This window comes from Enterobacter sp. TCD1-1 (assembly GCF_020567405.1).
GTDB classification, from domain to species: Bacteria; Pseudomonadota; Gammaproteobacteria; order Enterobacterales; family Enterobacteriaceae; genus Enterobacter; species Enterobacter quasiroggenkampii.
In genome coordinates this window covers 301,611-324,352 of record NZ_JAJCXF010000002.1, presented here as the reverse complement: position 1 = coordinate 324,352, position 22,742 = coordinate 301,611, and the positions used below count along the sequence as shown (strand labels likewise).

Below are 22,742 nucleotides of genomic sequence, written 5' to 3'. Positions count from 1 at the left end.
CTCGCGCCACCCGGCAATAATTTCAAAAAGGGGCTTTAGCCCCTTTTTTGTCTGGAGAATTTATTATGGCGAAAGAATTTGGTCGCCCTCAGCGCGTAGCGCAGGAAATGCAGAAAGAGATCGCACTCATTCTGCAACGTGAAATTAAAGACCCACGCGTCGGCATGATGACCACCGTTTCCGGTGTGGAAATGTCCCGTGACCTGGCCTATGCCAAAGTGTTCGTCACCTTCCTGAACGATCAGGACGAAGCCGCAGTGAAAAACGGCATCAAAGCGCTGCAGGAAGCGTCTGGTTTCATCCGCTCTCTGCTCGGTAAGGCGATGCGCCTGCGTATCGTGCCTGAACTGACCTTCTTCTACGACAATTCGCTGGTCGAAGGTATGCGTATGTCCAACCTGGTGACCAGCGTGGTTAAACATGACGATGAGCGTCGTGTTAACCCGGCGGACGACAGCAAGGAGGACTGATGAGTCGTCCTCGTCGTCGTGGTCGCGACGTGCATGGTGTGCTGCTGCTGGATAAACCCCAGGGCGCTTCCAGCAACGACGTGCTGCAGAAAGTGAAGCGTATTTTTAACGCCAACCGTGCGGGCCACACCGGCGCGCTCGACCCGCTGGCAACCGGCATGCTGCCGGTCTGTCTGGGAGAGGCGACAAAGTTTTCCCAGTACCTGCTCGACTCCGATAAGCGTTATCGCGTTATCGCTAAGCTGGGCCAGCGCACGGATACCTCCGACGCGGATGGTCAGGTCGTGGAGGAGCGTCCGGTGACGTTCAGCGCGGAGCAGCTTGATGCGGCGCTGGAGAGCTTCCGTGGGGATACGATGCAGGTACCGTCGATGTATTCGGCGCTGAAGTATCAGGGGAAAAAACTCTACGAATATGCGCGCCAGGGCATTGAGGTCCCGCGTGAAGCCCGTCCGATTACCGTGTATGAGCTGCTCTTTATTCGCCACGAAGGCGATGAGCTGGAGCTGGAAGTGCACTGTTCGAAAGGGACCTATATTCGCACCATCATCGACGACCTCGGTGAAAAGCTGGGCTGTGGCGCGCATGTGATTTACCTGCGTCGTCTGGCGGTGAGCAAGTATCCGGTGGAGCGGATGGTGACCCTGGAACATTTGCGCGAGCTGGTTGAACAGGCGGAAGCGCAGGGGATCGCGCCGGCAGATTTGCTGGATCCGCTGCTGATGCCGATGGACAGTCCGGCTGCGGACTTCCCGGTTGTTAATCTTCCTTTAACATCGTCCGTTTACTTTAAGAACGGCAACCCGGTTCGTACGGCGGATGCTCCGCTGGAAGGTCTGGTGCGCGTGACCGAAGGTGACGAAGGGAAATTCATCGGGATGGGCGAAATGGATGGCGAAGGGCGCGTTGCGCCGCGTCGTCTGGTCGTCGAATATCCGGTCGACGCGTGACGGTGATAACGGCTCACCTTGCGATAAGCAGGGGAGACGAGTAGAATATCGCCGCTTAACGCCTGGTAAATTGTTTAACAATCTGCGGGGCGTACATGGGATTGCTGAATTAGAGATCGGCATCCTTACATTCTTTATACTTTGGAGTTTGAAAATGTCTCTAAGCGTTGAAGCTAAAGCTAAAATCGTTTCTGAGTTTGGTCGTGGTACTAACGACAGCGGTTCTACCGAAGTTCAGGTTGCACTGCTGACTGCACAGATTAACCACCTGCAGGGTCACTTTGCAGAGCACAAAAAAGATCACCACAGCCGTCGTGGTCTGCTGCGTATGGTTTCTCAGCGTCGTAAACTGCTCGACTACCTGAAACGTAAAGATGTTGCACGCTACACCGCGCTGATCGAGCGTCTGGGTCTGCGTCGCTAATTCTTGCGAGTTTCAGAAAAGGGGGCCTGATGGCCCCTTTTTTCAAGCAGACGGCAGCAATTCACTGGAAACTATTGTATTGTTGCTATAAATGATCTTCATTGCAGAGGTTCGCGCGGCTAATGAGAGGCTTCACCCAGGGGGGTGTTGGTTGTCATTAGTCGCGAGGATGCGAAGAAGGTCGGGTCAAATCGACAGCACACCGGTGGTGTGCTGTCAAACATTTAAGAAAGGACAGAACTTTGCTGAATCCGATCGTTCGTAAATTCCAGTATGGTCAACATACCGTCACGCTGGAAACCGGCATGATGGCACGTCAGGCTACTGCTGCCGTTATGGTAAGCATGGATGACACCGCGGTATTCGTTACCGTTGTGGGCCAGAAAAAAGCTAAACCAGGTCAGGACTTCTTCCCGCTGACCGTTAACTACCAGGAGCGTACCTACGCTGCGGGTAAAATCCCGGGTGGCTTCTTCCGTCGTGAAGGCCGTCCAAGCGAAGGCGAAACCCTGATCGCGCGTCTGATTGACCGCCCGGTTCGTCCGCTGTTCCCGGAAGGCTTCGTTAACGAAGTACAGGTTATCGCGACCGTTGTTTCCGTTAACCCACAGGTTAACCCGGACATCGTGGCGATGATCGGTGCGTCCGCTGCCCTGTCACTGTCTGGTATTCCATTCAATGGCCCAATCGGTGCCGCGCGCGTCGGTTACATCAATGACCAGTACGTGCTGAACCCAACTCAGGAAGAGCTGAAAGAAAGTAAGCTGGACCTGGTGGTTGCGGGTACTGAAGCCGCTGTGCTGATGGTTGAATCCGAAGCTGAACTGCTGAGCGAAGACCAGATGCTGGGTGCTGTGGTCTTCGGCCATGACCAGCAGCAGGTTGTTATCCAGAACATCAACGATCTGGTGAAAGAAGCCGGTAAACCACGTTGGGACTGGCAGCCAGAAGCAGCTAACGACGCACTGAATGCACGCGTTGCAGCTCTGGCAGAATCTCGTCTGAGCGATGCGTACCGCATCACTGACAAACAGGAGCGTTACGCTCAGGTTGACGTGATCAAGTCTGAAACTATCGCAACGCTGGTTGCTGAAGACGAAACGCTGGATGCTAACGAGCTGAGCGAAATTCTGCATGCTATCGAGAAAAACGTTGTTCGTAGCCGCGTTCTGGCAGGCGAGCCGCGTATCGATGGCCGTGAAAAAGACATGATCCGTGGTCTGGATGTGCGTACTGGCGTGCTGCCACGTACTCACGGTTCCGCGCTGTTCACCCGTGGCGAAACGCAGGCGCTGGTTACCGCGACCCTGGGTACGGCACGTGACGCACAGATCATCGACGAACTGATGGGCGAGCGTACTGACAGCTTCCTGTTCCACTACAACTTCCCTCCGTACTCCGTAGGCGAAACCGGTATGGTTGGCTCGCCGAAGCGTCGTGAAATTGGTCACGGTCGTCTGGCGAAGCGCGGCGTGCTGGCAGTCATGCCAGAAGCAGACAAATTCCCGTACACCGTACGTGTGGTGTCTGAAATCACCGAATCCAACGGTTCTTCTTCTATGGCTTCCGTGTGTGGTGCCTCTCTGGCGCTGATGGATGCAGGCGTGCCAATCAAAGCCGCCGTTGCGGGTATCGCAATGGGCCTGGTGAAAGAAGGCGACAACTATGTTGTTCTGTCTGACATTCTGGGCGACGAAGACCACCTGGGCGATATGGACTTCAAAGTGGCGGGTTCCCGCGACGGTATCTCTGCGCTGCAGATGGATATCAAAATTGAAGGTATCACCAAAGAGATCATGCAGGTTGCTCTGAACCAGGCTAAAGGTGCGCGTCTGCACATCCTGGGCGTGATGGAACAGGCTATCAACGCGCCACGCGGTGATATCTCTGAATTCGCACCGCGTATTCACACCATCAAGATCAATCCAGACAAGATCAAAGATGTTATCGGTAAGGGCGGTTCCGTAATCCGTGCGCTGACCGAAGAGACTGGCACCACCATCGAAATCGAAGATGACGGTACTGTGAAGATCGCAGCAACCGACGGCGAGAAAGCGAAATTCGCGATCCGTCGCATCGAAGAAATCACTGCAGAAATCGAAGTGGGCCGCGTCTATGCAGGTAAAGTGACCCGTATCGTTGACTTTGGCGCGTTCGTTGCCATCGGTGGCGGTAAAGAAGGTCTGGTTCACATCTCTCAGATCGCTGACAAGCGCGTTGAGAAAGTGACCGATTACCTGCAGATGGGTCAGGAAGTACCGGTTAAAGTTCTGGAAGTTGATCGCCAGGGCCGTATCCGTCTGAGCATTAAAGAAGCAACCGAGCAGTCTCAGCCAGCTGCTGCGCCAGAAGCACAGGCCGCAGAACAGCAAGGCGAGTAAGTTGCCATTTGCCCTCCGCTTTGCGGAGGGCCTATTATCAGGCAGGACGCCTTGTTAAGCCGCCGGGGGACAGGACGTTCATCCAATAGTTGTCTTCGGGAGTGGGAAATGAAGCCTTTTTTGCGCTGGTGTTTCGTTGCGACAGCTTTAACGCTGGCAGGATGCAGCAACTCTGCCTGGCGTAAGAGCGAAGTCCTCGCAGTGCCATTGCAACCGACTTTGCAGCAGGAAGTGATCCTGGCACGCATGGAACAAATACTTGCCAGTCGGGCTTTAACCGATGACGAACGCGCACAGCTTTTATATGAGCGCGGAGTGTTGTATGATAGTCTCGGTCTGAGGGCATTGGCGCGAAATGATTTTTCACAAGCGCTGGCTATCCGACCTGATATGCCTGAAGTATTCAATTACTTAGGCATTTATTTAACGCAGGCAGGCAATTTTGATGCTGCCTATGAAGCGTTTGATTCTGTACTTGAGCTTGATCCAACTTACAACTACGCGCACTTGAATCGCGGTATCGCATTGTATTACGGCGGTCGTGACAAGTTAGCGCAAGATGATCTGCTGGCGTTTTATCAAGACGATCCTAATGATCCTTTCCGTAGCCTGTGGCTTTACATCGTTGAGCGGAAGCTCGATGAGAAGCAGGCAAAAGAGGCACTGAAACAGCGCTTCGATAAATCGGACAAGGAACAGTGGGGATGGAACATTGTCGAGTTCTACCTGGGCAACATTAGCGAAGCAACGCTGATGGAACGCCTCAAGGCGGACGCAACGGATAACACCTCGCTCGCTGAGCATCTCAGTGAAACCAACTTCTATTTAGGTAAGTACTACCTAAGTCTGGGGGATAAGGACAGCGCTACGGCACTGTTCAAATTAGCGGTTGCTAACAACGTACACAACTTCGTTGAGCACCGTTATGCATTGTTGGAATTATCGCTCTTGGGCCAGGAGCAAGACGACCTGGCAGAATCGGACCAGCAATAGCTGACGACATAAACATCAGCCCGTAATCTTTTGATTGCCATCACCTTAACTGGTGAGGGCGTTGTTGTTCGTCAATACACCTACTTTGAGCCGGTTCACACTTTTCAATGAAAATTGCTAATCATTTTCACGATGAGCTAAGTAGACTGGCCGCCATTGACATTGAGGCACTCGTACTACATGGCTGAATTCGAAACCACTTTTGCAGATCTGGGCCTGAAGGCTCCTATCCTTGAAGCCCTTAACGATCTGGGTTACGAAAAACCATCTCCGATCCAGGCTGAGTGTATCCCACACCTGCTTTCTGGTCGTGACGTGCTGGGCATGGCCCAGACTGGTAGCGGTAAAACTGCAGCGTTCTCGCTGCCGCTGCTGAACAACATTGATCCGGACCTGCGTGCACCGCAGATCCTCGTTCTGGCTCCAACCCGTGAACTGGCTGTTCAGGTTGCAGAAGCCATGACGGAATTCTCTAAACATATGCGCGGCGTAAACGTGGTTGCCCTGTACGGCGGCCAGCGTTATGACGTGCAGTTACGCGCCCTGCGCCAGGGCCCACAGATTGTTGTCGGTACGCCGGGCCGTCTGCTGGATCACCTGAAGCGCGGTACCCTGGACCTCTCTAAACTGAGCGGTCTGGTACTGGATGAAGCAGATGAAATGCTGCGTATGGGCTTCATCGAAGACGTTGAAACCATTATGGCGCAGATCCCGGACGGTCATCAGACCGCGCTGTTCTCTGCAACCATGCCGGAAGCTATCCGTCGCATTACCCGCCGCTTCATGAAAGAGCCGCAGGAAGTGCGTATTCAGTCCAGCGTAACCACTCGCCCGGACATCAGCCAGAGCTACTGGTCTGTGTACGGTATGCGTAAAAACGAAGCGCTGGTACGTTTCCTGGAAGCGGAAGATTTTGATGCGGCGATTATCTTCGTTCGTACCAAAAACGCGACCCTGGAAGTGGCTGAAGCCCTGGAGCGTAGCGGCTATAACAGCGCAGCGCTGAACGGTGACATGAACCAGGCCCTGCGTGAGCAGACTCTGGAGCGTCTGAAAGACGGTCGTCTGGATATCCTGATTGCAACCGACGTGGCAGCACGTGGTCTGGACGTTGAGCGTATCAGCCTGGTTGTTAACTACGACATCCCGATGGATTCCGAGTCTTACGTTCACCGTATCGGCCGTACCGGTCGTGCGGGTCGTGCTGGCCGTGCGCTGCTGTTCGTTGAGAACCGCGAGCGTCGTCTGCTGCGTAACATCGAACGCACCATGAAGCTGACCATTCCAGAAGCGGACCTGCCAAACGCAGAGCTGCTGGGCAAACGCCGTCTGGAAAAATTCGCCGCCAAAGTACAGCAGCAGCTGGAAAGCAGCGATCTGGATCAGTACCGTGCGCTGCTGTCGCAGATTCAGCCTGTTGCTGAAGGCGAAGAGCTGGATATGGAAACCCTGGCTGCAGCACTGCTGAAAATGGCTCAGGGCGAACGTAGCCTGATCGTGCCACCAGATGCGCCGATGCGTCCTAAGCGTGAATTCCGTGACCGTGACGATCGCTTCGAACGTCGTGGCGACCGTAACGATCGTGGCCCACGTGGTGACCGTCCAGAGCGTGGTGGTGAAGACCGTCCACGTCGTGAACGTCGCGACGCAGGCGACATGGAACTGTACCGCATTGAAGTGGGCCGTGATGATGGCGTTGAGGTTCGTCACATCGTTGGCGCGATCGCTAACGAAGGCGACATCAGCAGCCGTTACATCGGTAACATCAAGCTGTTCGCATCCCACTCAACCATCGAGCTGCCAAAAGGCATGCCGGGTGAAGTACTGCAGCACTTTACGCGTACCCGCATCCTGAACAAGCCGATGAACATGCAGCTGCTGGGCGATGCACAGCCACGTCCTGACCGTGGCGGCGAACGCCGTGGTGGTGGTCGCGGTTTCGGCGGCGAGCGTCGTGAAGGCGGTCGCAGCGAAGGTCGCGGTGGTGAAGGTCGTCGTTTCTCCGGCGAGCGCCGCGAAAGCCGTGGTCCACGTCGTGAAGAAGGCACCAGCCGTCGTCGTTTCGGTGACGCGTAAGCCTTACGCTTCTGACGTAAAGTAAAATATACAGCCCCGATACATGCTATCGGGGCTTTTTTTATTCCCTTTGTACTCTTGTACTGGTACAGTGCGTCACATTAAAATGCAGAACCGCATGATTGACTGGAGAAAAGGCTGTATGGCGACACTAACCACCACCCAAACGTCACCTTCGCTGCTTGGCGGCGTGGTGATCATCGGCGGAACCATTATAGGTGCCGGGATGTTCTCCCTGCCCGTGGTCATGTCCGGTGCGTGGTTCTTCTGGTCGCTGGCCGCGCTGGTCTTTACCTGGTTCTGTATGCTTCATTCCGGGCTGATGATCCTCGAAGCCAACCTGAACTACCGCATTGGCGCGAGCTTTGACACCATTACCAAAGACCTGCTGGGCAAAGGCTGGAACCTGGTGAACGGTCTGTCCATCGCGTTTGTGCTCTATATCCTGACCTACGCATATATTTCGGCGAGCGGTTCGATTCTGCATCACACCTTCTCTGAGATGTCGCTGAACGTTCCGGCGCGTCTGGCCGGGCTGTGCTTTGCGCTGGGCGTGGCGTTTATCGTCTGGATGAGTACCAAAGCGGTAAGCCGGATGACGGCAATCGTACTGGGCGCGAAGGTCATCACCTTCTTCCTGACCTTCGGCAGCCTGCTGGGGCACGTGACGCCCGCCACGCTGTTTAACGTTGCCGAAGTGAATACCTCCTATACGCCGTACCTGCTGATGACGCTGCCGTTCTGTCTGGCGTCGTTCGGCTACCACGGTAACGTGCCGAGCCTGATGAAGTACTACGGCAAAGATCCGCGCACCATTGTGAAGTGTCTGGTCTACGGCACGCTGCTGGCGCTGGCGCTGTATGTCATCTGGCTGCTCGGAACGATGGGCAACATCCCGCGCCCGGAATTTATCGGTATTGCGCAGAAGGGCGGTAACATTGACGTGCTGGTGCAGGCGCTGAGCGGCGTGCTGAACAGCCGCAGCCTGGATCTGCTGCTGGTTATCTTCTCTAACTTTGCGGTGGCGAGCTCTTTCCTCGGCGTGACGCTGGGCCTGTTTGACTACCTGGCGGATCTGTTCGGCTTTGATGATTCTGCGATGGGGCGTTTTAAAACCGCGCTGCTGACCTTCCTGCCGCCGATTGTGGGCGGCCTGCTGTGGCCGAACGGCTTCCTGTACGCGATCGGCTATGCCGGACTGGCGGCAACCATCTGGGCGGCAATAGTGCCCGCGCTGCTGGCGCGTAAATCACGTAAACGCTTCGGTAGCCCGAAATTCCGCGTCTGGGGCGGTAAGCCGATGATTGCGCTGATCCTGGTGTTCGGCGCGGGCAATGCCCTGGTACACGTGCTGTCGAGTTTTAATCTGTTGCCTGTCTATCAGTAAATGCAAAGCCCGGTGGCGCTACGCTTACCGGGCCTACAGGGATCGCGTAGGCCGGATAAGGCGTAGCCGCCATCCGGCAAAAAACTACCCCACCAACTCCTCTTTCACCTGCATGGCTAAATCAAACGAGTGCAAACGCGCCTGGTGATCGAAAATCTGGCCGTTAACCATAATTTCATCCGCCTGCGTTTCACGCAGCACCGCCTCCAGCCCGTGACGCACTTTCGCTTTATCGCCTACCAGCGACATGCTCAGCGCCTGCTGAACGCCATACTGCTCTGAAGCTGACCACAGCTGATGCATATTCTCCACCGGCGGCGGAAGCTGGCCCGTCTCTCCGCGACGCAGCTTCACAAACGCCTGTTGCATGGAGGTGAACAGGAATTCCGCGTCGCGATTGCTGTCGGCAGCAATGATGTTGATACACACCATCGCGTACGGTTTCTCCAGACGCTCGGACGGTTTGAAGTGCGTGCGGTAAAGATGCAGCGCCTGATGCAGCATATCCGGCGCGAAATGGGAGGCAAACGCAAACGGCAGCCCCAGTTGGGCGGCGAGCTGCGCGCTGTAGAGGCTTGAGCCCAGCAGCCAAACCGGGATCTTCTCGCCGTAACCAGGTACCGGGCGCACGTGCGGGTTCGGGTCACGTGCGTCGAACCAGTCCACCAGTTCGGCCACGTCGCGCGGGAAGTTATCAATATCGCCGCTCATATGGCGACGCAGGGCGCGCATGGTCGGCTGATCGCTGCCCGGCGCACGGCCAAGCCCTAAATCGATACGGCCCGGATAGAGGGTATTCAGCGTGCCGAACTGCTCGGCGATCACCAGCGGGGCGTGGTTCGGCAGCATCACGCCGCCGGAGCCCAGGTGCAGCGTGGTGGTATTTGCCGCCAGATAACCAATCAGTACCGAGGTGGCGGCGCTGGCAATGCCCACCATGTTGTGGTGTTCGGCCAGCCAGTAGCGGTGATAGCCACGCTTTTCGGCCAGCTGAGCCAGATCCAGAGAGTGCGAAAAGGCTTCTCTCGCCGAGGAGCCTTGTGGGATCGGCGCCAGATCCAGCACCGAAAACGGAAGGGTTTTGTCAGTCATAACAGCTCACTTTGTCGACGGTGAATCTTTAATACTGCATTAAAAAATGATAACCGTTGTTAACAAAGTGAGCCTTTTTTTAGGCCTGAAGTTCCAGCCCGGCCAGACGCTTCCAGTAGCCGTTACAGTCGCTGTTCGCCGTCAGCGGCAGCGGAGCGGCACCGTTTTCGTTAGCGCGGAAGGCGTCCAGCATCGCGAACACGCCGGTATCGAGCGGCGACAGACGCACCATATCTACCAGCCCGTCCATCGACGCCAGCTCGTTGCCGAGGTTATAGACATAGCCGCTCATGGTCTGAATACCGTTGAGAACAAACACCTGCTGGTTCTCCTGCGACAGCATGCTGCGCCCGTTTGGGTACTTAATGCAGCAGGTTTCGCACTCGTCTTTCGGACGGTCTTCCGAGCGTGCGGTAAAGCAGCGGGCGGAATAGGCCAGCGGCAGATGCCCGTAGCTCAGCACTTCCACTTCAAACTTGTTGCGAATGTCCAGCTCTTCGCACTGCGTGAGCAGGTTTGCCAGCCAGTCGCGGGAGAGTTCAACCGGCATGCACCAGCGCGTCATGCCCTGTTTGAGCAGCAGGCGAAGGGTCACGGCGTTGTAGCAGTTCAGGGCATGGCCCGCGACAAACGGCAGCTTGCGTTCGGCGCACATGTTCACCACGCCGAGATCGCTCGCTTCCAGCAGGAACTCGCCGTTCTCTACGTAGCGTTTCAGCTCGCCCAGTTCGGAAGAGGCCTGCACCAGCGCGAGCGTGGAGAGCACCACCTGCTTGCCGCTGCCGGCCAGGCTTTTCGCCATCTCCAGCCAGTCGCCCACTTTGGTGGCGCGGCGCTTGCTGCACACCGCCTCGCCGAGGTAAATCACATCGGCGCTGCTGGTGGCGGCCTGTTGGTAAAAATCTTCCAGCGTCTCTTTTGGCCAGTAGTAGAGCACCGGCCCTAATGAATATTTCATGATTTTCTCACTGCCATTTACGGTGATACGCGCCCAGCGTGGTTTGCGTGCCTTCGGACATCGATCCGAGCGTCTCCATCCAGGCCTGCTGCGGAGCGTAGTTCTGCGGGTCCGCCATGCAGCGGTCGATGGCCTGACGCCACACTTTCGCCACCTGGCTCACGTAGGCCGGGCTACGCTGGCGACCTTCGATTTTCACCGAGGCAATATTGGCCGCCAGCAGTTCCGGCAGCAGCTCCAGCGTGTTGAGGCTGGTCGGCTCCTCCAGCGCGTGATAGCGCTCGCCGTCGACCAGATAGCGGCCTTTACACAGGGTGGGATAACCGGCGTTTTCACCGTCCTGATAGCGGTCGATCAGCACCTCATTCAGGCGGGATTCCAGCCCCTGCGGCGTTTGCTGCCAGCGGACAAAGCGGGCAGGGGAGCAGGCCCCGACAGTATTTGGCGACTCGCCGGTCAGATACGAGGAAAGATAGCAACGGCCTTCGGCCATAATGCACAGGCTGCCAAAGGCAAAAACTTCCAGCGGCACTGGCGTGACGCGTGCGAGTTGCTTAACCTGATGAATAGAGAGCACGCGCGGCAGCACCACGCGGGCCACGTCAAAGTTTCGGTGATAAAAACGCACGGCCTCTTCGTTGGTGGCAGATGCCTGAACAGAGACGTGGCGCTCAATATGGGGATAGCGTTCTGCCGCATACTCAAGCATGGCGAGGTCGGCCAGAATCAGCGCATCGGCACCCAGTTGTGCCGCCATATCCACCGCGCGCTGCCAGCGGGCGTACCCGTCAGGATGAGCAAAGGTATTGATGGCGATATGCAGCTTGCGGCGGTGCTGGTGAACGAAGTTAACGGCTTCCTGAAGCTTTTTCTCCGTAAAGTTAAGGCCAGCAAAATGGCGGGCATTGGTGTCATCTTTTAGCCCGATATAGACCGCATCGGCCCCATTTTCGATGGCCGCCTTAAGCGCCGGAAGGTTTCCGGCAGGGCAGAGCAGCTCCATAATTTATCCTGATGTTATCGATCGCAAAAATGTTAACGAGCTGGGATTTTAATTAACCCATACGCGACAATTTTTGATTTAAGGCAGCTAATGGCGTATTGATGGCACCAATAATGAGGTTGTCCGGACGACGGTTTGTTGATTTACGCCGCTATGTTGTGCGTCGGATATGGCAAAATAGCAGGACTATAGATATCAGGGAGTAAAGCTCGTGCTGGATAAACTGCGTTCACGTCTCGTACAATTTGGCCCATCAATGCTGAGCGTGCCGGTCAAGCTGGCGCCGTTCGCGCTTAAACGTCAGGTGCTGGAGCAGGTCCTGAGCTGGCAGTTCCGCCAGGCGCTGCAGGATGGCGAGCTGGAATTCCTGGAAGGCCGCTGGTTGAGCATTGAGGTGCGTGACATCGGGCTGCGCTGGTTTACCTCCGTTGAGAATGACCAGCTGATCGTCCGCGAAACCGCCGAGGCGGACGTGAGCTTTAGCGCCAACGCCAGCGATCTGCTGATGATCGCCGCGCGTAAACAGGATCCGGATACGCTCTTCTTCCAGCGCCGTCTGGTGATTGAAGGCGACACGGAGCTGGGCCTGTACGTGAAGAATTTAATGGATGCCATTGAGCTGGAGCAGATGCCGAAAGCGCTGCGCGTGATGTTGATGCAAATGGCAGATTTCGTTGAGGCCGGGCTGAAAGCCCCGCCGGACAGTAAACACACTTCAGTAGGTGAGCCATGCTGATTCGAGTCGAAATAGGGATTGATGCGCCGGGGATCGATGCGCTGCTGCGCCGTGCTTTCGCGAGCGATGCCGAAGCCCAGCTGGTCCACGATCTCCGCGAAGACGGTCTGATTACGCTGGGGCTGGTCGCCACCGATGACGAAGGTCAGGTGGTGGGCTATGTTGCCTTCAGTCCGGTCACCGTTCAGGGCGAAGAGCTGCAGTGGGTCGGTATGGCACCGCTGGCGGTGGATGAAAACTATCGCGGGCAGGGGTTGGCGCGTCAGCTGGTCTATGAAGGACTGGATTCGCTCAATGAGTTCGGTTATGCGGCCGTTGTTGCGCTGGGCGATCCGGCTTTCTATGGCCGTTTAGGCTTCGAGCAGGCCGCGCATTACGATCTGCGCTGCCGCTGGCCGGGTACGGAATCCGCATTCCAGGTGCACCGTCTGGCGGACGACGCGCTCAACGGCGTCAATGGCCTGGTCGAGTACCACGACCATTTCAATCGCTTTTAATCAGGCTCTCGCGTAGCGCCTCAAAGGAGCCGTCTCCGGTCACGAGGCGCTCTTTCTGGCGCTTCGTCAGCTGTTTGATGCGGTATTCCAGCCTGAGCGCCAGCGATCGGTCACCGACGGGCGCCGAAAAGGCGAGCTGTAATTCCCCTTTCCCTCGCAGTGCTTTTGCCCCTTTCCCCGTTTGATGTTGTAAAAAACGCCGCGCCACATCGGTGGTGATCCCGGTGTAGAGTGCGTTATCAGCGGTTCGGACGAGATAGAGAAACCAGCACACGGTAAACAGATTCAGTATGTTAAGGTGAACGCACCATAGCATGAGAGAGAACGAAAATGGAAACACTGGCAGCCATCAACCGCTGGCTGGCGAAGCAGCACGTCGTCACCTGGTGCGTCTACAGCGAGGGTGAGATGTGGTGCGCAAACGCGTTTTACTACTACGATCCGGAGCGCGTCGCGTTTTATATCATGAGTGAAGACAAAACGCGTCATGCGCAGATGACCGGCCAGCAGGCGAAGGTCGCGGGCACGGTGAATGGCCAGCCGAAAACGGTCGCGCTGATCCGTGGGGTACAGTTTAAAGGGGAAATCCGTCGTCTGGACGGAGAAGAGAGCGACGCGCGTCGTAAGCACTACACGCGCCGCTTTCCGGTTGCCGCTGCGCTAAAAGCCCCGGTGTGGGAAATCCGCCTTGATGAGCTGAAATTTACCGACAACACCCTGGGCTTTGGCAAGAAGCTGCACTGGCTACGCGCCGAGCAGGCGTAGCGCTTCGCGGTTAAACGCCGGAAGATCGTCCGGGGTCCGGCTGGTGATCAGCTGGTCTTTGTCGTTGACCACCTCCTGATCGTAAAACTCGGCCCCCGCGTTTTTCAGATCGATTACGATCGGTTTCACCGCTGTGAGCTTACGCCCGCGGACAACCTCCGCGCTGATGAGCAGCTGCGGGCCGTGACAGATGGCAAAGACCGGTTTGCCGGTAGAGACAAAGTCCCGGGTGAAAGTCACGAAGCGCTCGTCTCCGCGCAGGGAATCCGGTGAATGGCCGCCGGGTAACAGCAGGGCGTCAAAATCGGAGGGGATAACGTTATCGATAGTCTCGTCGATGGTCACGCTGGCCTCGCCCTTATGGCCTTTCACCGTTTTGCCCGCCTCTTTTTCAATGGTGATGACCTCATGTCCCGCCTTGCGGAACGCCTCTGCAGGAGAGGTGAATTCTGAATCTTCAAACTCGTCGGTAATCAAGACTGCGATTTTCTTGCCCATGCTTCCTCCGTTGTTTTGGCTTCAGACTGATTTTTCTCCGCTTGTGGTAAATACTTACCTGTAACAGACTTCTAAGTGTGGTCGACGACGCTGAGTTCGCAAACGGACAATTCTGTAAAGGGGATACGATGAGTCAGGTACTGATTACCGGGGCTACCGGGCTAGTGGGCGATCATCTGCTGCGGCTGCTGATTCAGGATCGCCGCGTGAACTACATCGCCGCCCCGACGCGTCGACCGCTGGCGGACATCTCCGGCGTCTTTAATCCGCACGATCCTCAACTGACGGATGCGCTGGCGCAGGTGCAGGATCCCATTGATATCGCGTTTTGCTGTCTGGGCACCACGCGGCGGGAGGCGGGGAGCAAAGAGGCATTTATCCACGCCGACTATACGCTGGTGGTGGACACCGCGCTTACGGCGAAAAAGCTGGGGGCCAGACATTTTCTGGTGGTCAGCGCGCTGGGCGCCAGTGCCGGATCGCCTTTCTTCTACAACAAGGTGAAGGGCAAGATGGAGGATGCACTGATTGCGCAGAAATGGGAGCAACTGACGATTGTGCGTCCCTCGATGCTGATCGGCCACCGCGACGAGCGCCGCTTTAACGAGTCGATGCTGACCCCGCTGTTTCGGATCCTTCCCGGCAACTGGAAAGCCATCGAGGCGCGGGATGTCGCGCGGGCGATGTTAAAAGAGGGACTGGCCCCGTCAAAAGCGGGCGTAAACATTATCCCTTCGGCAAAACTGCGTGAAATCGCGCAGGGCGAGGCGTAAACTCCCCCGGCTAATTACTCATACTCTCCGGGGAATGCTATGACTGGTCAGTCTTCATCTCAGGCGGCAACACCTGTTCAATGGTGGAAGCCCGCACTCTTCTTTCTCGTGGTCATTATTGGCCTCTGGTACGTGAAATGGCAGCCGTACTACGGCAAAGCCTTCACCGCCGCCGAAACGCACAGCATCGGTAAATCTATTCTCGCTCAGGCTGATGCCAATCCGCTTCAGGCGGCGTGGGACTATGCCATGGTCTACTTCCTTGCCGTCTGGAAGGCTGCCGTCCTGGGCGTGATCCTGGGCTCACTGATTCAGGTGCTGATCCCGCGCAACTGGCTGGTGAAAACCCTCGGGCAGCCGCGCTTTCAGGGGACGCTGCTGGGGACGATTTTCTCCCTGCCGAGCATGATGTGCTCCTGCTGTGCTGCACCCGTAGCGGCAGGGATGCGCCGCCAGCGCGTATCAATGGGTGGCGCACTGGCGTTCTGGATGGGCAACCCGCTGCTCAATCCGGCGACGCTGGTGTTTATGGGTTTTGTACTGGGCTGGCATTTCGCGTTCATTCGTCTGGTGGCCGGACTGCTGACCGTGCTGGTGGTGGCGACGCTGGTGCAAAATCTGGTGAAGGATAAGACGCCAGAGTCCGCGTCTGTTGAGCTGGACGTCAGCGAGCCGCAGGGCGGGTTCTTTGCCCGCTGGGGCAGGGCGCTATGGCAGCTTTTCTGGAGCACCATCCCGGTCTATATCCTGGCGGTGCTGGTTCTCGGGGCGGCGCGCGTCTGGCTCTTCCCGCATGCGGATGGCGCTATCGACAACACGCTGTTGTGGGTCATTGCGATGGCCGTTGCAGGCTGCCTGTTTGTGATCCCTACCGCCGCAGAAATTCCTATTGTTCAGACCATGATGCTGGCCGGCATGGGCACCGCACCGGCGCTGGCGTTGCTCATCACGCTGCCTGCCATCAGTCTGCCGTCGCTGATTATGCTGCGTAAGTCATTCCCGGCGAAAGCGCTGTGGCTCACCGCAGGGCTGGTGGCGTTGAGTGGGGTGCTGGTGGGGAGTATTGCGCTTCTGTGAAAAACGCCCGGTGGCGCTACGCTTACCGGGCCTACAAAAAAATCCCCTCACTTGAGGGGATTTTTTTATTTAATGTAAGTAAACGCGGTGGTGACGTGCTTCACGCCGCTCACCCGGCTGGCGATATCGGCCGCCGCTTTCCCTTCACGGTCGGTCACCAGACCCAGCAGGAACACTTCACCGTTTTCCGTCGTCACCTTCACGTTGGAGGATTTCACCTGGTCCGAACCCAGCAGCTGAGAACGCACTTTGGTGGTGATCCAGGTATCGGAAGAGGCATCACCCAGGCCAATTGGCTTGCCCTGACGCACTTCGTTAAACACCTCTGTGGTCCCTTCAACGCCCATCGCAATCTGTTTCGCACGCGAGGCGAGTTCCATATTCGGCGCCTGGCCTGCCAGCAGCACTTTGCCCTGGTAAGCCGTCACGTTGATACGCGCCTCTTTCTTGATCTGTTCGTCTTTCGACAGCGCACTGTTGACGCGCAGCTCCAGCGTACCGTCATCCACCTGTGTCCCCACAGAGCGCGGATCGGTTGCCGCTTTGGTGCCTACTGCGGCGGTACCCACAACGGCCGCAGCGATACATCCCTGAAGCAGTAATGCAGACATAAGGACTGCGAGGGTCGATAAAGCCTTCATAAGAACTCCTTAATCATCCTGGTGAGGGAAAAGCGTGTTATCGATCAAGTCACATAAGCAGTTCACCGTGAGCATATGCATTTCCTGAATACGCGCGCTCCGGTGAGACGGAATGCGGATTTCCACATCCTGCGGCCCAAGCAGACCCGCCAGCTCACCCCCGTCATAGCCGGTTAAGGCCACGATGGTCATGTCGCGGGTGACGGCGGCTTCAACGGCTTTGACGATATCCCGGCTATTGCCGCGCGTGGAGATGGCCAGAAGCACATCTCCGGCATGACCCAGAGCTCGCACCTGCTTTGCGTAAATTTCGTCATGCAGACGATCGTTAGCAATCGCCGTTAAGACCACATTATCGGTATTAAGTGCAATGGCAGGTAAACTCGGGCGTTCTGTTTCAAAACGATTGATCATGCTGGCAGCAAAATGCTGTGCGTTGGCGGCTGACGTGCCGTTGCCACAACAGAGAATTTTGTTGCCGTTTAGCAGGGATTGCACCAGCGTCATTGCGGCACGCGAGATAGCATCCGGAAGGGCTTCCGCCGCGGCAATCTGAGTCTGGATGCTTTCTGTGAAGCACACTTTAATTCTTTCGAGCACGTTATCCCTTTTAAATCTTAATTATGCGTCTTCGCCAAAAGCGTTTTTAAGCCATTCGATCTCATTTCCGGTGAAGGCTATCACATCGAACCGGCAATCCACAGTATCAAAACTCCCATTATGGCGGGCAAGCCACAAGTGGGCAGTCTGTAATAATTTATGTTGTTTGGCGAGCGTCACGCTGGCGGCAGCACCGCCAAAACGGGAGGACTGTCGAAAGCGCACTTCTACAAACACGATGACCTGACCGTCTTTCATGATCAGGTCGATTTCGCCGCCACGCCCGCGGACGTTGGCGGCGATGAAATGCAGTCCTTTGCCTTCAAGCCAGCGACGCGCCTTTAACTCCCACGCATCGCCGGTCTGTTTGCGGCTTAACTGGCCGGGACGATCTGCCCCTGCTGGTATTTGAGCCATGATAACTTCCTGTTAATCACACAATCCTGAGTGGCGGTCAGATCGCCGGTGTTGCCGTTAAGCTCGAAGCCCGGCACCTGACGCATCTGGGTAAAGTGGTTCGCCAGCGCCCACGCATCAACCCCCATCGCATACAGACGCGCCAGAGAGTAATCGTTACGCACCGCGCTCAGCGCCTGCTGCATCAGGGATGGATTGCTGCCAGCCAGCATCGGGATTTCGCTGTACTGCAGACCGTCCATTTCCAGACGGAAATCCGGGCCTGCGGTGCCCTGTGCGCTGCGGGAGCTGGCGTAGAGCGTTGCGCCGCTCTGGCTGCCGTTACGCATTGCAATCATCGGTTTGATAAAGGCGATCTCCTGCGGTGTGGCAACGATATAGGCCGCATCCACTTTACCGCCACCGCTAATCTGCGCGTCGGTTGGCGGCGCAGGGATCGTCAGGCCGCCAATCGTCACGCCCTGCTGCTGTGGCAGGCTCGCGGTGACCGGGCTACCGTTAAGCGCGATACCCGCCCCGCCGTTGACGCCCGCGCGCAGTTCAGAGACCGAACCGAATTTCTGCTGCAGTACCACGCCGCCGCCCAGCTTCTGCCACTCATCGGCAAAGGCATTGGCCACGCGATCGCCCAGCGCGCTGCGTGGGATGAGCAACAGCGGCGCCTGCTTACCCTGCTCGTGAATATGACGCGCCGCATCGCGGGCTTCATCTTCCGGAGAGAGCGCGAAGTAGCAGATATTGGCCCGGTTCTGAACCTGCTCTGGCTGGTTGAGCGCCAGCACGTTCAGCGTGGTATTGCTCTTCATCAGCTCTTCCACGTTGTTTTTCAGCAGCGGACCGACAACGATGCTCGCGCCATCCTGTTGAACCTGCGCCAGAACCTGGTCCAGCGGCTGCGAACTGGTATCGTAGATTTTCAATTCAGCGCCCGGGTTGGCGCTGGTGGTTGCCACGGACTGCGGCTGCGCGGCAGGTTGAGCAGTTGGCTGTGCAGGCTGCTGTTGAGGCTGTTCTGCTGTTGTGGCAGGCGCTGGAACAGATGCTGGCGCCGCTTGCGTCTCGGCCGGCGCCGGAGTTGCTGGCACCGGTGCCGGCGTCGTCGGGGCCGTCACCGGGTTTTGCATCGTGCCCTGCGCTGGCGCTTGCGCCGTGGTCAGGTCGCTGGTCTCTGCGGCGGATGGGCTGACAACATCATTCACGTTAGCCGCCTGGGCCGCCTGTGCGGGAACGGCGCTGCCGGTGACCGCCGTCGTGCCGTTTTTCGCCGCTTCAAAGCCCTGCTGAATGGTGCGTCCAAATACCGCCGCCTGGCCGTTGAGTGGCAGAAGGAGGGCGATTTTGCTGGTCGAGGCAGGCTTAAAGTTCTGCACGTTCACCAGCTGGGTTGGCAGCATTTTCGCGCCCGGGTTTTGCGGGTAGCGCGTCTGCCAGTCCGTAATGCCGGCTTTCAACATCTTAGGGTCGCTGCGGTTGTTAAACCACATCTGCTGCAGATCCAGCCAGCCCTGCAGGACGTTTTCATCCGCGTTGATGACCAGCGCCTGCGCCTGTTCCTGCGTCATCGACGCCAGCGCTTGCCAGGTGGCATCAATATTTTTCTGCTTATCAGCACCGCCAAGCAGCGGTTCTTGGGCGACGAGCGCACGGAGCAAGGTCAGGGAAGGGCGTCCCTGCTCAGCGGTAATGCCCGCCTGCCAGAAGCGCGCCTGCTGGTTTTTATCCAGCGCGCTCACGTCGATATCACCGAGGATCTTCTTCGCGGCGGCGTAATCTTTCAGCGCAACTTTCAGCTCGGCAGAGAGCAGGCTCTGCTCACGACGCTGGGCGTCGTTAAGATCTTTTGGCAACTGGTTAAACAGTTCGGCTGCCCGCTGGGTTTTACCCTCTTTTAGCAGTGCACGAATGGCGAGTAATTGCCAGTTGGTCTTGGTATCATTTGAACTCTGCGACATTTGTTGCAGATAAAAGCCAGAATCAGCCTGAGCAGAACCCTGGAGATGGGCGGTGCTCTGGTCAGGTGCCTGGGTGCCACAGCCTGCAAAGATCAGGGCTGCCAGCAGAAGCGGCACGCTGCGCGCGGCTTTTTTTCGAAGAAACGTTAACGGTACCATACTGTATCCAGTGATTTTTTTTACGCAATGCTCAATATTAAATCGGCAATACGGACGAAACAATGAAACAACACGAAACGGCAGATAATTCTCAAGGCCAGCTTTATATTGTACCTACTCCTATCGGGAATTTGTCTGATATTACCCAACGTGCGCTGACCGTACTGCAAGCTGTTGATTTAATTGCTGCTGAAGACACCCGCCATACCGGCTTACTGCTGCAACATTTCGCGATTAACGCCCGTTTGTTTGCTCTGCACGATCACAATGAGCAACAAAAAGCCGAAACGCTGGTGGCCAAACTGAAAGAGGGGCAAAACATTGCCCTGGTCTCCGATGCCGGTACGCCGCTGATCAACGATCCGGGCTATCACCTGGTGCGTACCTGTCGCGAAGCCGGTATTCGCGTGGTACCCCTGCCGGGACCGTGCGCCGCGATTGCTGCGTTAAGCGCCGCAGGTCTGCCGTCTGACCGTTTCTGCTATGAAGGCTTTCTGCCTGCCAAATCCAAAGGCCGCCGCGACGTCTTAAAAGACCTGGAAGCGGAACCGCGTACCCTTATTTTCTACGAATCCACGCACCGCCTGCTGGAGAGCCTGGAAGATATGGTGACCGTCTGGGGGGAAGGCCGCTACGTGGTGCTGGCGCGCGAGCTGACCAAAACCTGGGAAACCATCCACGGTGCGCCGGTAAGTGAACTGCTCGCGTGGGTGAAGGAAGACGAAAACCGCCGCAAGGGTGAAATGGTGCTGATCGTCGAAGGGCACAAGGCGGAAGAAGACGCGCTTCCAGCCGACGCGCTGCGTACGCTGGCGCTGCTGCAGGCGGAACTGCCGCTGAAGAAAGCCGCTGCGCTGGCGGCAGAAATTCACGGCGTGAAGAAAAATGCGCTGTATAAGTATGCGCTGGAGCAGCAGGGGGAGTAAGGCATCTCCTGCCCGTTTTTGCCGGGGGGCGGCTACGCCTTACCCGGCCTACAGATCTTTAAGCGTCTTTTAGCTAGCAGGTATCGCCTCAAACACCAGCGTTTCCAGCGGTTGCAGCGTAATCACCACGGCGTTTTTGTACGCCTCCGGTACGGTTGAATTACGGCCATACACCGCCTTCAGACTAAACTGCGCCGCGTTTCCTGTCGGGACTTCGAAATCTCTCGTCAAATCCAGGTAGTAGCTTTGCGGCTTATCCGACGGGTTACGCAAGCCGAGAATCGCTTTGTCCTTGCTCCATGATGCCCAGCCGTAAACCTGCAGCGCCGTTGGGTCGCCGCCTATCCAGTGGGTGTCCACCAGCACGCTGGCGTTTTCCCGGGACCATTTCGCGGCCTGCGCCAGGGTGTCCCACTTCGCCTTATTCAGCATTGACGGGGTGATATACAGCTCCTGCAGCTGCGTACCGGTCGCGAAGTAGCTCCAGACCTGGTCGGCAAAATCGCTGTCCGTTTGTACCTTCTCCAGACCGTAGTAGGCATTCTCCGCGCTGACGATCCCGTGGTACATCAAGGAGTTCAGCGGGAACAGCGGGCCCTTGCGCACAATCGAGCGGTACGTTTCCGCATCGCGGTAGGTCATCCACTGCTGCACCGGCGTGCCAGGGCCGTACAGGTTGATGTCGTCCCCCTGGCGCCAGATCGAATCAGCGTAGAACAGCCAGGACGGGCTGGCGTTGGTCCCGGTGGTCAGGTTGATAAACAGGTTTGGGTTAGCGCTGCGCATGTTATGCAGCAGGGCGATAGAGGCGTCAAAATCCGAGGCGAACGGACTGCCCTTAATATGCGAATTGGCGTTTCCCATCCCATCAAGTTTGAACGAGGTAATATGTTCGTTTTTGATCAGCTTAACGATCTGCTCATTGAAGTTCTTAAAGTAGTTCGGCCCTGACAGCGCCAGCTTCCCGTCGACGGTTTCGAATCCATACTCTTTTGCATGCGAGACGCGAATGTCGCGGGGCTTGTTGTAGCCTCCCCACGGTGAGAGCCACAGCCCGACCGAGCTGTGCAGGCTGTCGGCTTTTTCCCGTACCTTGCCAAAACCGTTGCTGAATGCCGGGCCAAACAGCCAGCGCCCGGTAAGGTCGTCCCAGCCGTCGTCCAGCAGGAACGCGTCCAGCGCCACGCCGCGTCCGGTGATAAATTCCTTATTCCACTCGTCCATCCGCCCCAGCACATCCTGCTCGGAGTAAGGTGTAAAGAAGCCGATGTCCATCCAGCTGTTGTAGTGCAGGTAAGGCTTATACGGACGGGGGCGCACGGCATCGATGAACTGGTTCACGCTGCGGCGCAGTTGGCTGGTTTCCGGGAAGGTGCCGAAATACATCGTGTAGCTGACCGGCGTTTCAGGCTGAATGGGGGTTTTCAGCTCGACGTTGAGGTTGGTCGTCGCTTCATAGGCGTAAGTATTCACGATCGGTTTATCCGGCAGAATAAAGAACGAATCAGCCACGATCGGCGAACTGTTAATGGCACCGTCAACATACGGTGCCTGAGACTGCTTTTTTGTCGGGAAGAAGGTGATTTTCGCCACGTCTCGCGGCTGACCAACAGCCGCGAGGGTGTAATCGATACTGGCATACTTATCCTTCACCAGATTCAGCTTCACCGTTACGTTAAAATCCGGGCGCGTAAAGTCGATGACAATCGCGTTGTCCCGCTTTTCGACATGCTTGATGGAGAAATCAGCGGCGTGGATTTTTGTCTCATCCGGCAGCGTCAGAAAGAACAGCTCCTGGGGCGTGAGCGGATGGTTAGCCTTGCTGTCCTTCACTACTACCGTTGCGTTTGCATCATCAAACGAAAGGGCAATATTGTCGTTATTGAGCGCGTAGTTGGCGGCCGCCGCGCCATGAGAAACAGAGAGAGCCAGCAGCGAAAGAGTGAGCACTTTTTTCATCGGGTTTA

At 56.8% G+C, this 22,742-nt stretch carries 24 protein-coding genes; 14 read left to right on the top strand and 10 right to left on the bottom strand.

Going from position 1 to position 22,742, the window contains the following annotated elements:
• The first annotated feature begins 65 nt into the window (after positions 1-65).
• From rbfA to mtr, 8 genes are all read left to right on the top strand, one after another.
• Positions 66-470, top strand: coding sequence for a 30S ribosome-binding factor RbfA (rbfA, locus tag LJA86_RS14415; RefSeq protein WP_003024988.1), 405 nt, complete (start codon positions 66-68; stop codon positions 468-470).
• Complete coding sequence (truB, locus tag LJA86_RS14410; RefSeq protein ID WP_229226344.1) at positions 470-1,420, top strand: tRNA pseudouridine(55) synthase TruB; 951 nt, start codon at positions 470-472, stop codon at positions 1,418-1,420. Before rbfA ends, truB begins: the two co-directional genes overlap by 1 nt.
• 154 nt (positions 1,421-1,574) lie before the next feature.
• The gene (gene rpsO / locus LJA86_RS14405) at positions 1,575-1,844 is read left to right on the top strand and encodes a 30S ribosomal protein S15 (RefSeq protein ID WP_003861789.1); all 270 of its coding nucleotides are present in this window, start codon (positions 1,575-1,577) and stop codon (positions 1,842-1,844) included.
• Between the two features lie 242 nt (positions 1,845-2,086).
• Entirely contained in the window at positions 2,087-4,225 is a 2,139-nt protein-coding gene (gene pnp / locus LJA86_RS14400) for a polyribonucleotide nucleotidyltransferase (protein WP_045910096.1), read from the top strand.
• 108 nt (positions 4,226-4,333) lie between these two features.
• Positions 4,334-5,218: a lipoprotein NlpI gene (gene nlpI / locus LJA86_RS14395; protein ID WP_008501476.1), complete on the top strand. Its 885-nt coding sequence runs from the start codon at positions 4,334-4,336 to the stop codon at positions 5,216-5,218.
• A gap of 107 nt (positions 5,219-5,325) precedes the next feature.
• The gene (yrbN, locus tag LJA86_RS22295) at positions 5,326-5,406 is read left to right on the top strand and encodes a protein YrbN (RefSeq protein ID WP_100122156.1); all 81 of its coding nucleotides are present in this window, start codon (positions 5,326-5,328) and stop codon (positions 5,404-5,406) included.
• Positions 5,399-7,294 (top strand): DEAD/DEAH family ATP-dependent RNA helicase, encoded by a 1,896-nt coding sequence (locus LJA86_RS14390; protein WP_048028855.1) that lies wholly within the window; start codon positions 5,399-5,401, stop codon positions 7,292-7,294. The genes yrbN and LJA86_RS14390 overlap by 8 nt, the downstream gene beginning before the upstream one ends.
• Before the next feature lie 142 nt (positions 7,295-7,436).
• Positions 7,437-8,681, top strand: a complete 1,245-nt coding sequence (gene mtr, locus LJA86_RS14385) for a tryptophan permease (RefSeq protein ID WP_008501478.1) — start codon at positions 7,437-7,439, stop codon at positions 8,679-8,681.
• An 84-nt stretch (positions 8,682-8,765) separates the two neighbouring features.
• On the opposite strand, the gene LJA86_RS14380 is transcribed toward mtr, so the two are convergent.
• The 3 genes from LJA86_RS14380 to ubiU all read right to left on the bottom strand — a co-directional run bounded on the left by LJA86_RS14380 (position 8,766) and on the right by ubiU (position 11,734).
• The gene (locus LJA86_RS14380; protein WP_023326163.1) at positions 8,766-9,773 is read right to left on the bottom strand and encodes a luciferase-like monooxygenase; all 1,008 of its coding nucleotides are present in this window, start codon (positions 9,771-9,773) and stop codon (positions 8,766-8,768) included.
• Positions 9,774-9,852: 79 nt separating this feature from the next.
• Complete coding sequence (locus LJA86_RS14375) at positions 9,853-10,731, bottom strand: U32 family peptidase (RefSeq protein WP_111967404.1); 879 nt, start codon at positions 10,729-10,731, stop codon at positions 9,853-9,855.
• Positions 10,732-10,738: 7 nt separating this feature from the next.
• Positions 10,739-11,734 (bottom strand): ubiquinone anaerobic biosynthesis protein UbiU, encoded by a 996-nt coding sequence (gene ubiU, locus LJA86_RS14370; RefSeq protein WP_021242249.1) that lies wholly within the window; start codon positions 11,732-11,734, stop codon positions 10,739-10,741.
• Positions 11,735-11,945: 211 nt separating this feature from the next.
• On the opposite strand from ubiU, the gene ubiT reads away from it, so the two are divergent.
• Positions 11,946-12,470 carry a ubiquinone anaerobic biosynthesis accessory factor UbiT gene (ubiT, locus tag LJA86_RS14365; protein ID WP_045910093.1) on the top strand — a complete coding sequence of 175 codons (525 nt, stop codon included), beginning with the start codon at positions 11,946-11,948 and terminating at the stop codon, positions 12,468-12,470.
• The gene (locus tag LJA86_RS14360) at positions 12,464-12,967 is read left to right on the top strand and encodes a GNAT family N-acetyltransferase (RefSeq protein ID WP_045910092.1); all 504 of its coding nucleotides are present in this window, start codon (positions 12,464-12,466) and stop codon (positions 12,965-12,967) included. The genes ubiT and LJA86_RS14360 overlap by 7 nt, the downstream gene beginning before the upstream one ends.
• On the opposite strand, the gene LJA86_RS14355 is transcribed toward LJA86_RS14360, so the two are convergent.
• Positions 12,954-13,283, bottom strand: a complete 330-nt coding sequence (locus LJA86_RS14355) for a GIY-YIG nuclease family protein (RefSeq protein ID WP_008501484.1) — start codon at positions 13,281-13,283, stop codon at positions 12,954-12,956. The genes LJA86_RS14360 and LJA86_RS14355 overlap by 14 nt on opposite strands.
• A gap of 14 nt (positions 13,284-13,297) precedes the next feature.
• On the opposite strand from LJA86_RS14355, the gene LJA86_RS14350 reads away from it, so the two are divergent.
• Complete coding sequence (locus LJA86_RS14350; RefSeq protein ID WP_229226343.1) at positions 13,298-13,732, top strand: YhbP family protein; 435 nt, start codon at positions 13,298-13,300, stop codon at positions 13,730-13,732.
• Here LJA86_RS14350 and LJA86_RS14345 read toward each other — a convergent pair.
• Complete coding sequence (locus LJA86_RS14345) at positions 13,712-14,230, bottom strand: type 1 glutamine amidotransferase domain-containing protein (protein WP_229226342.1); 519 nt, start codon at positions 14,228-14,230, stop codon at positions 13,712-13,714. The two genes, LJA86_RS14350 and LJA86_RS14345, sit on opposite strands and share 21 nt — an antisense overlap.
• A 128-nt stretch (positions 14,231-14,358) precedes the next feature.
• On the opposite strand from LJA86_RS14345, the gene LJA86_RS14340 reads away from it, so the two are divergent.
• Positions 14,359-15,003: an NAD(P)H-binding protein gene (locus LJA86_RS14340; protein WP_126534117.1), complete on the top strand. Its 645-nt coding sequence runs from the start codon at positions 14,359-14,361 to the stop codon at positions 15,001-15,003.
• A gap of 39 nt (positions 15,004-15,042) precedes the next feature.
• Positions 15,043-16,080: a permease gene (locus LJA86_RS14335; protein ID WP_229226341.1), complete on the top strand. Its 1,038-nt coding sequence runs from the start codon at positions 15,043-15,045 to the stop codon at positions 16,078-16,080.
• 65 nt (positions 16,081-16,145) lie between these two features.
• Here the strand turns inward: LJA86_RS14335 and dolP are convergent, their stop codons facing one another.
• From dolP to LJA86_RS14315, 4 genes are read right to left on the bottom strand one after another with little or no spacing between them, the layout of a single operon-like run.
• Positions 16,146-16,721: a division/outer membrane stress-associated lipid-binding lipoprotein gene (gene dolP, locus LJA86_RS14330; protein WP_024906379.1), complete on the bottom strand. Its 576-nt coding sequence runs from the start codon at positions 16,719-16,721 to the stop codon at positions 16,146-16,148.
• Positions 16,722-16,730: 9 nt separating this feature from the next.
• On the bottom strand, positions 16,731-17,321 hold the full coding sequence (gene diaA / locus LJA86_RS14325; RefSeq protein ID WP_003861754.1) for a DnaA initiator-associating protein DiaA: 591 nt from the start codon (positions 17,319-17,321) through the stop codon (positions 16,731-16,733).
• 21 nt (positions 17,322-17,342) lie between these two features.
• Entirely contained in the window at positions 17,343-17,738 is a 396-nt protein-coding gene (locus LJA86_RS14320) for a YraN family protein (protein ID WP_045910089.1), read from the bottom strand.
• Positions 17,696-19,849 (bottom strand): penicillin-binding protein activator, encoded by a 2,154-nt coding sequence (locus tag LJA86_RS14315; protein ID WP_229226340.1) that lies wholly within the window; start codon positions 19,847-19,849, stop codon positions 17,696-17,698. The genes LJA86_RS14320 and LJA86_RS14315 overlap by 43 nt, the downstream gene beginning before the upstream one ends.
• 62 nt (positions 19,850-19,911) lie before the next feature.
• Here LJA86_RS14315 and rsmI point away from each other — a divergent pair, with 62 nt between their 5' ends.
• Positions 19,912-20,775 (top strand): 16S rRNA (cytidine(1402)-2'-O)-methyltransferase, encoded by an 864-nt coding sequence (gene rsmI, locus LJA86_RS14310; protein ID WP_229226339.1) that lies wholly within the window; start codon positions 19,912-19,914, stop codon positions 20,773-20,775.
• 69 nt (positions 20,776-20,844) lie between these two features.
• On the opposite strand, the gene LJA86_RS14305 is transcribed toward rsmI, so the two are convergent.
• The gene (locus tag LJA86_RS14305; protein WP_069719916.1) at positions 20,845-22,734 is read right to left on the bottom strand and encodes an enterotoxin; all 1,890 of its coding nucleotides are present in this window, start codon (positions 22,732-22,734) and stop codon (positions 20,845-20,847) included.
• Positions 22,735-22,742: the final 8 nt, after the last annotated feature.

Bases quoted from the DNA above. Each gene is read 5' to 3' on its own strand.
- LJA86_RS14350 (WP_229226343.1), top strand. From the start codon at position 13,298: ATGGAAACACTGGCAGCCATCAACCGCTGGCTGGCGAAGCAGCACGTC.
- LJA86_RS14320 (WP_045910089.1), bottom strand. From the start codon at position 17,738: ATGGCTCAAATACCAGCAGGGGCAGATCGTCCCGGCCAGTTAAGCCGC.
- ubiU (WP_021242249.1), bottom strand. From the start codon at position 11,734: ATGGAGCTGCTCTGCCCTGCCGGAAACCTTCCGGCGCTTAAGGCGGCC.
- LJA86_RS14375 (WP_111967404.1), bottom strand. From the start codon at position 10,731: ATGAAATATTCATTAGGGCCGGTGCTCTACTACTGGCCAAAAGAGACG.
- rpsO (WP_003861789.1), top strand. From the start codon at position 1,575: ATGTCTCTAAGCGTTGAAGCTAAAGCTAAAATCGTTTCTGAGTTTGGT.
- LJA86_RS14355 (WP_008501484.1), bottom strand. From the start codon at position 13,283: ATGCTATGGTGCGTTCACCTTAACATACTGAATCTGTTTACCGTGTGC.
- rsmI (WP_229226339.1), top strand. From the start codon at position 19,912: ATGAAACAACACGAAACGGCAGATAATTCTCAAGGCCAGCTTTATATT.
- LJA86_RS14390 (WP_048028855.1), top strand. From the start codon at position 5,399: ATGGCTGAATTCGAAACCACTTTTGCAGATCTGGGCCTGAAGGCTCCT.
- dolP (WP_024906379.1), bottom strand. From the start codon at position 16,721: ATGAAGGCTTTATCGACCCTCGCAGTCCTTATGTCTGCATTACTGCTT.
- LJA86_RS14340 (WP_126534117.1), top strand. From the start codon at position 14,359: ATGAGTCAGGTACTGATTACCGGGGCTACCGGGCTAGTGGGCGATCAT.
- rbfA (WP_003024988.1), top strand. From the start codon at position 66: ATGGCGAAAGAATTTGGTCGCCCTCAGCGCGTAGCGCAGGAAATGCAG.
- yrbN (WP_100122156.1), top strand. From the start codon at position 5,326: ATGAAAATTGCTAATCATTTTCACGATGAGCTAAGTAGACTGGCCGCC.
- LJA86_RS14315 (WP_229226340.1), bottom strand. From the start codon at position 19,849: ATGGTACCGTTAACGTTTCTTCGAAAAAAAGCCGCGCGCAGCGTGCCG.
- LJA86_RS14305 (WP_069719916.1), bottom strand. From the start codon at position 22,734: ATGAAAAAAGTGCTCACTCTTTCGCTGCTGGCTCTCTCTGTTTCTCAT.
- truB (WP_229226344.1), top strand. From the start codon at position 470: ATGAGTCGTCCTCGTCGTCGTGGTCGCGACGTGCATGGTGTGCTGCTG.
- LJA86_RS14345 (WP_229226342.1), bottom strand. From the start codon at position 14,230: ATGGGCAAGAAAATCGCAGTCTTGATTACCGACGAGTTTGAAGATTCA.
- LJA86_RS14335 (WP_229226341.1), top strand. From the start codon at position 15,043: ATGACTGGTCAGTCTTCATCTCAGGCGGCAACACCTGTTCAATGGTGG.
- mtr (WP_008501478.1), top strand. From the start codon at position 7,437: ATGGCGACACTAACCACCACCCAAACGTCACCTTCGCTGCTTGGCGGC.
- nlpI (WP_008501476.1), top strand. From the start codon at position 4,334: ATGAAGCCTTTTTTGCGCTGGTGTTTCGTTGCGACAGCTTTAACGCTG.
- LJA86_RS14380 (WP_023326163.1), bottom strand. From the start codon at position 9,773: ATGACTGACAAAACCCTTCCGTTTTCGGTGCTGGATCTGGCGCCGATC.
- LJA86_RS14360 (WP_045910092.1), top strand. From the start codon at position 12,464: ATGCTGATTCGAGTCGAAATAGGGATTGATGCGCCGGGGATCGATGCG.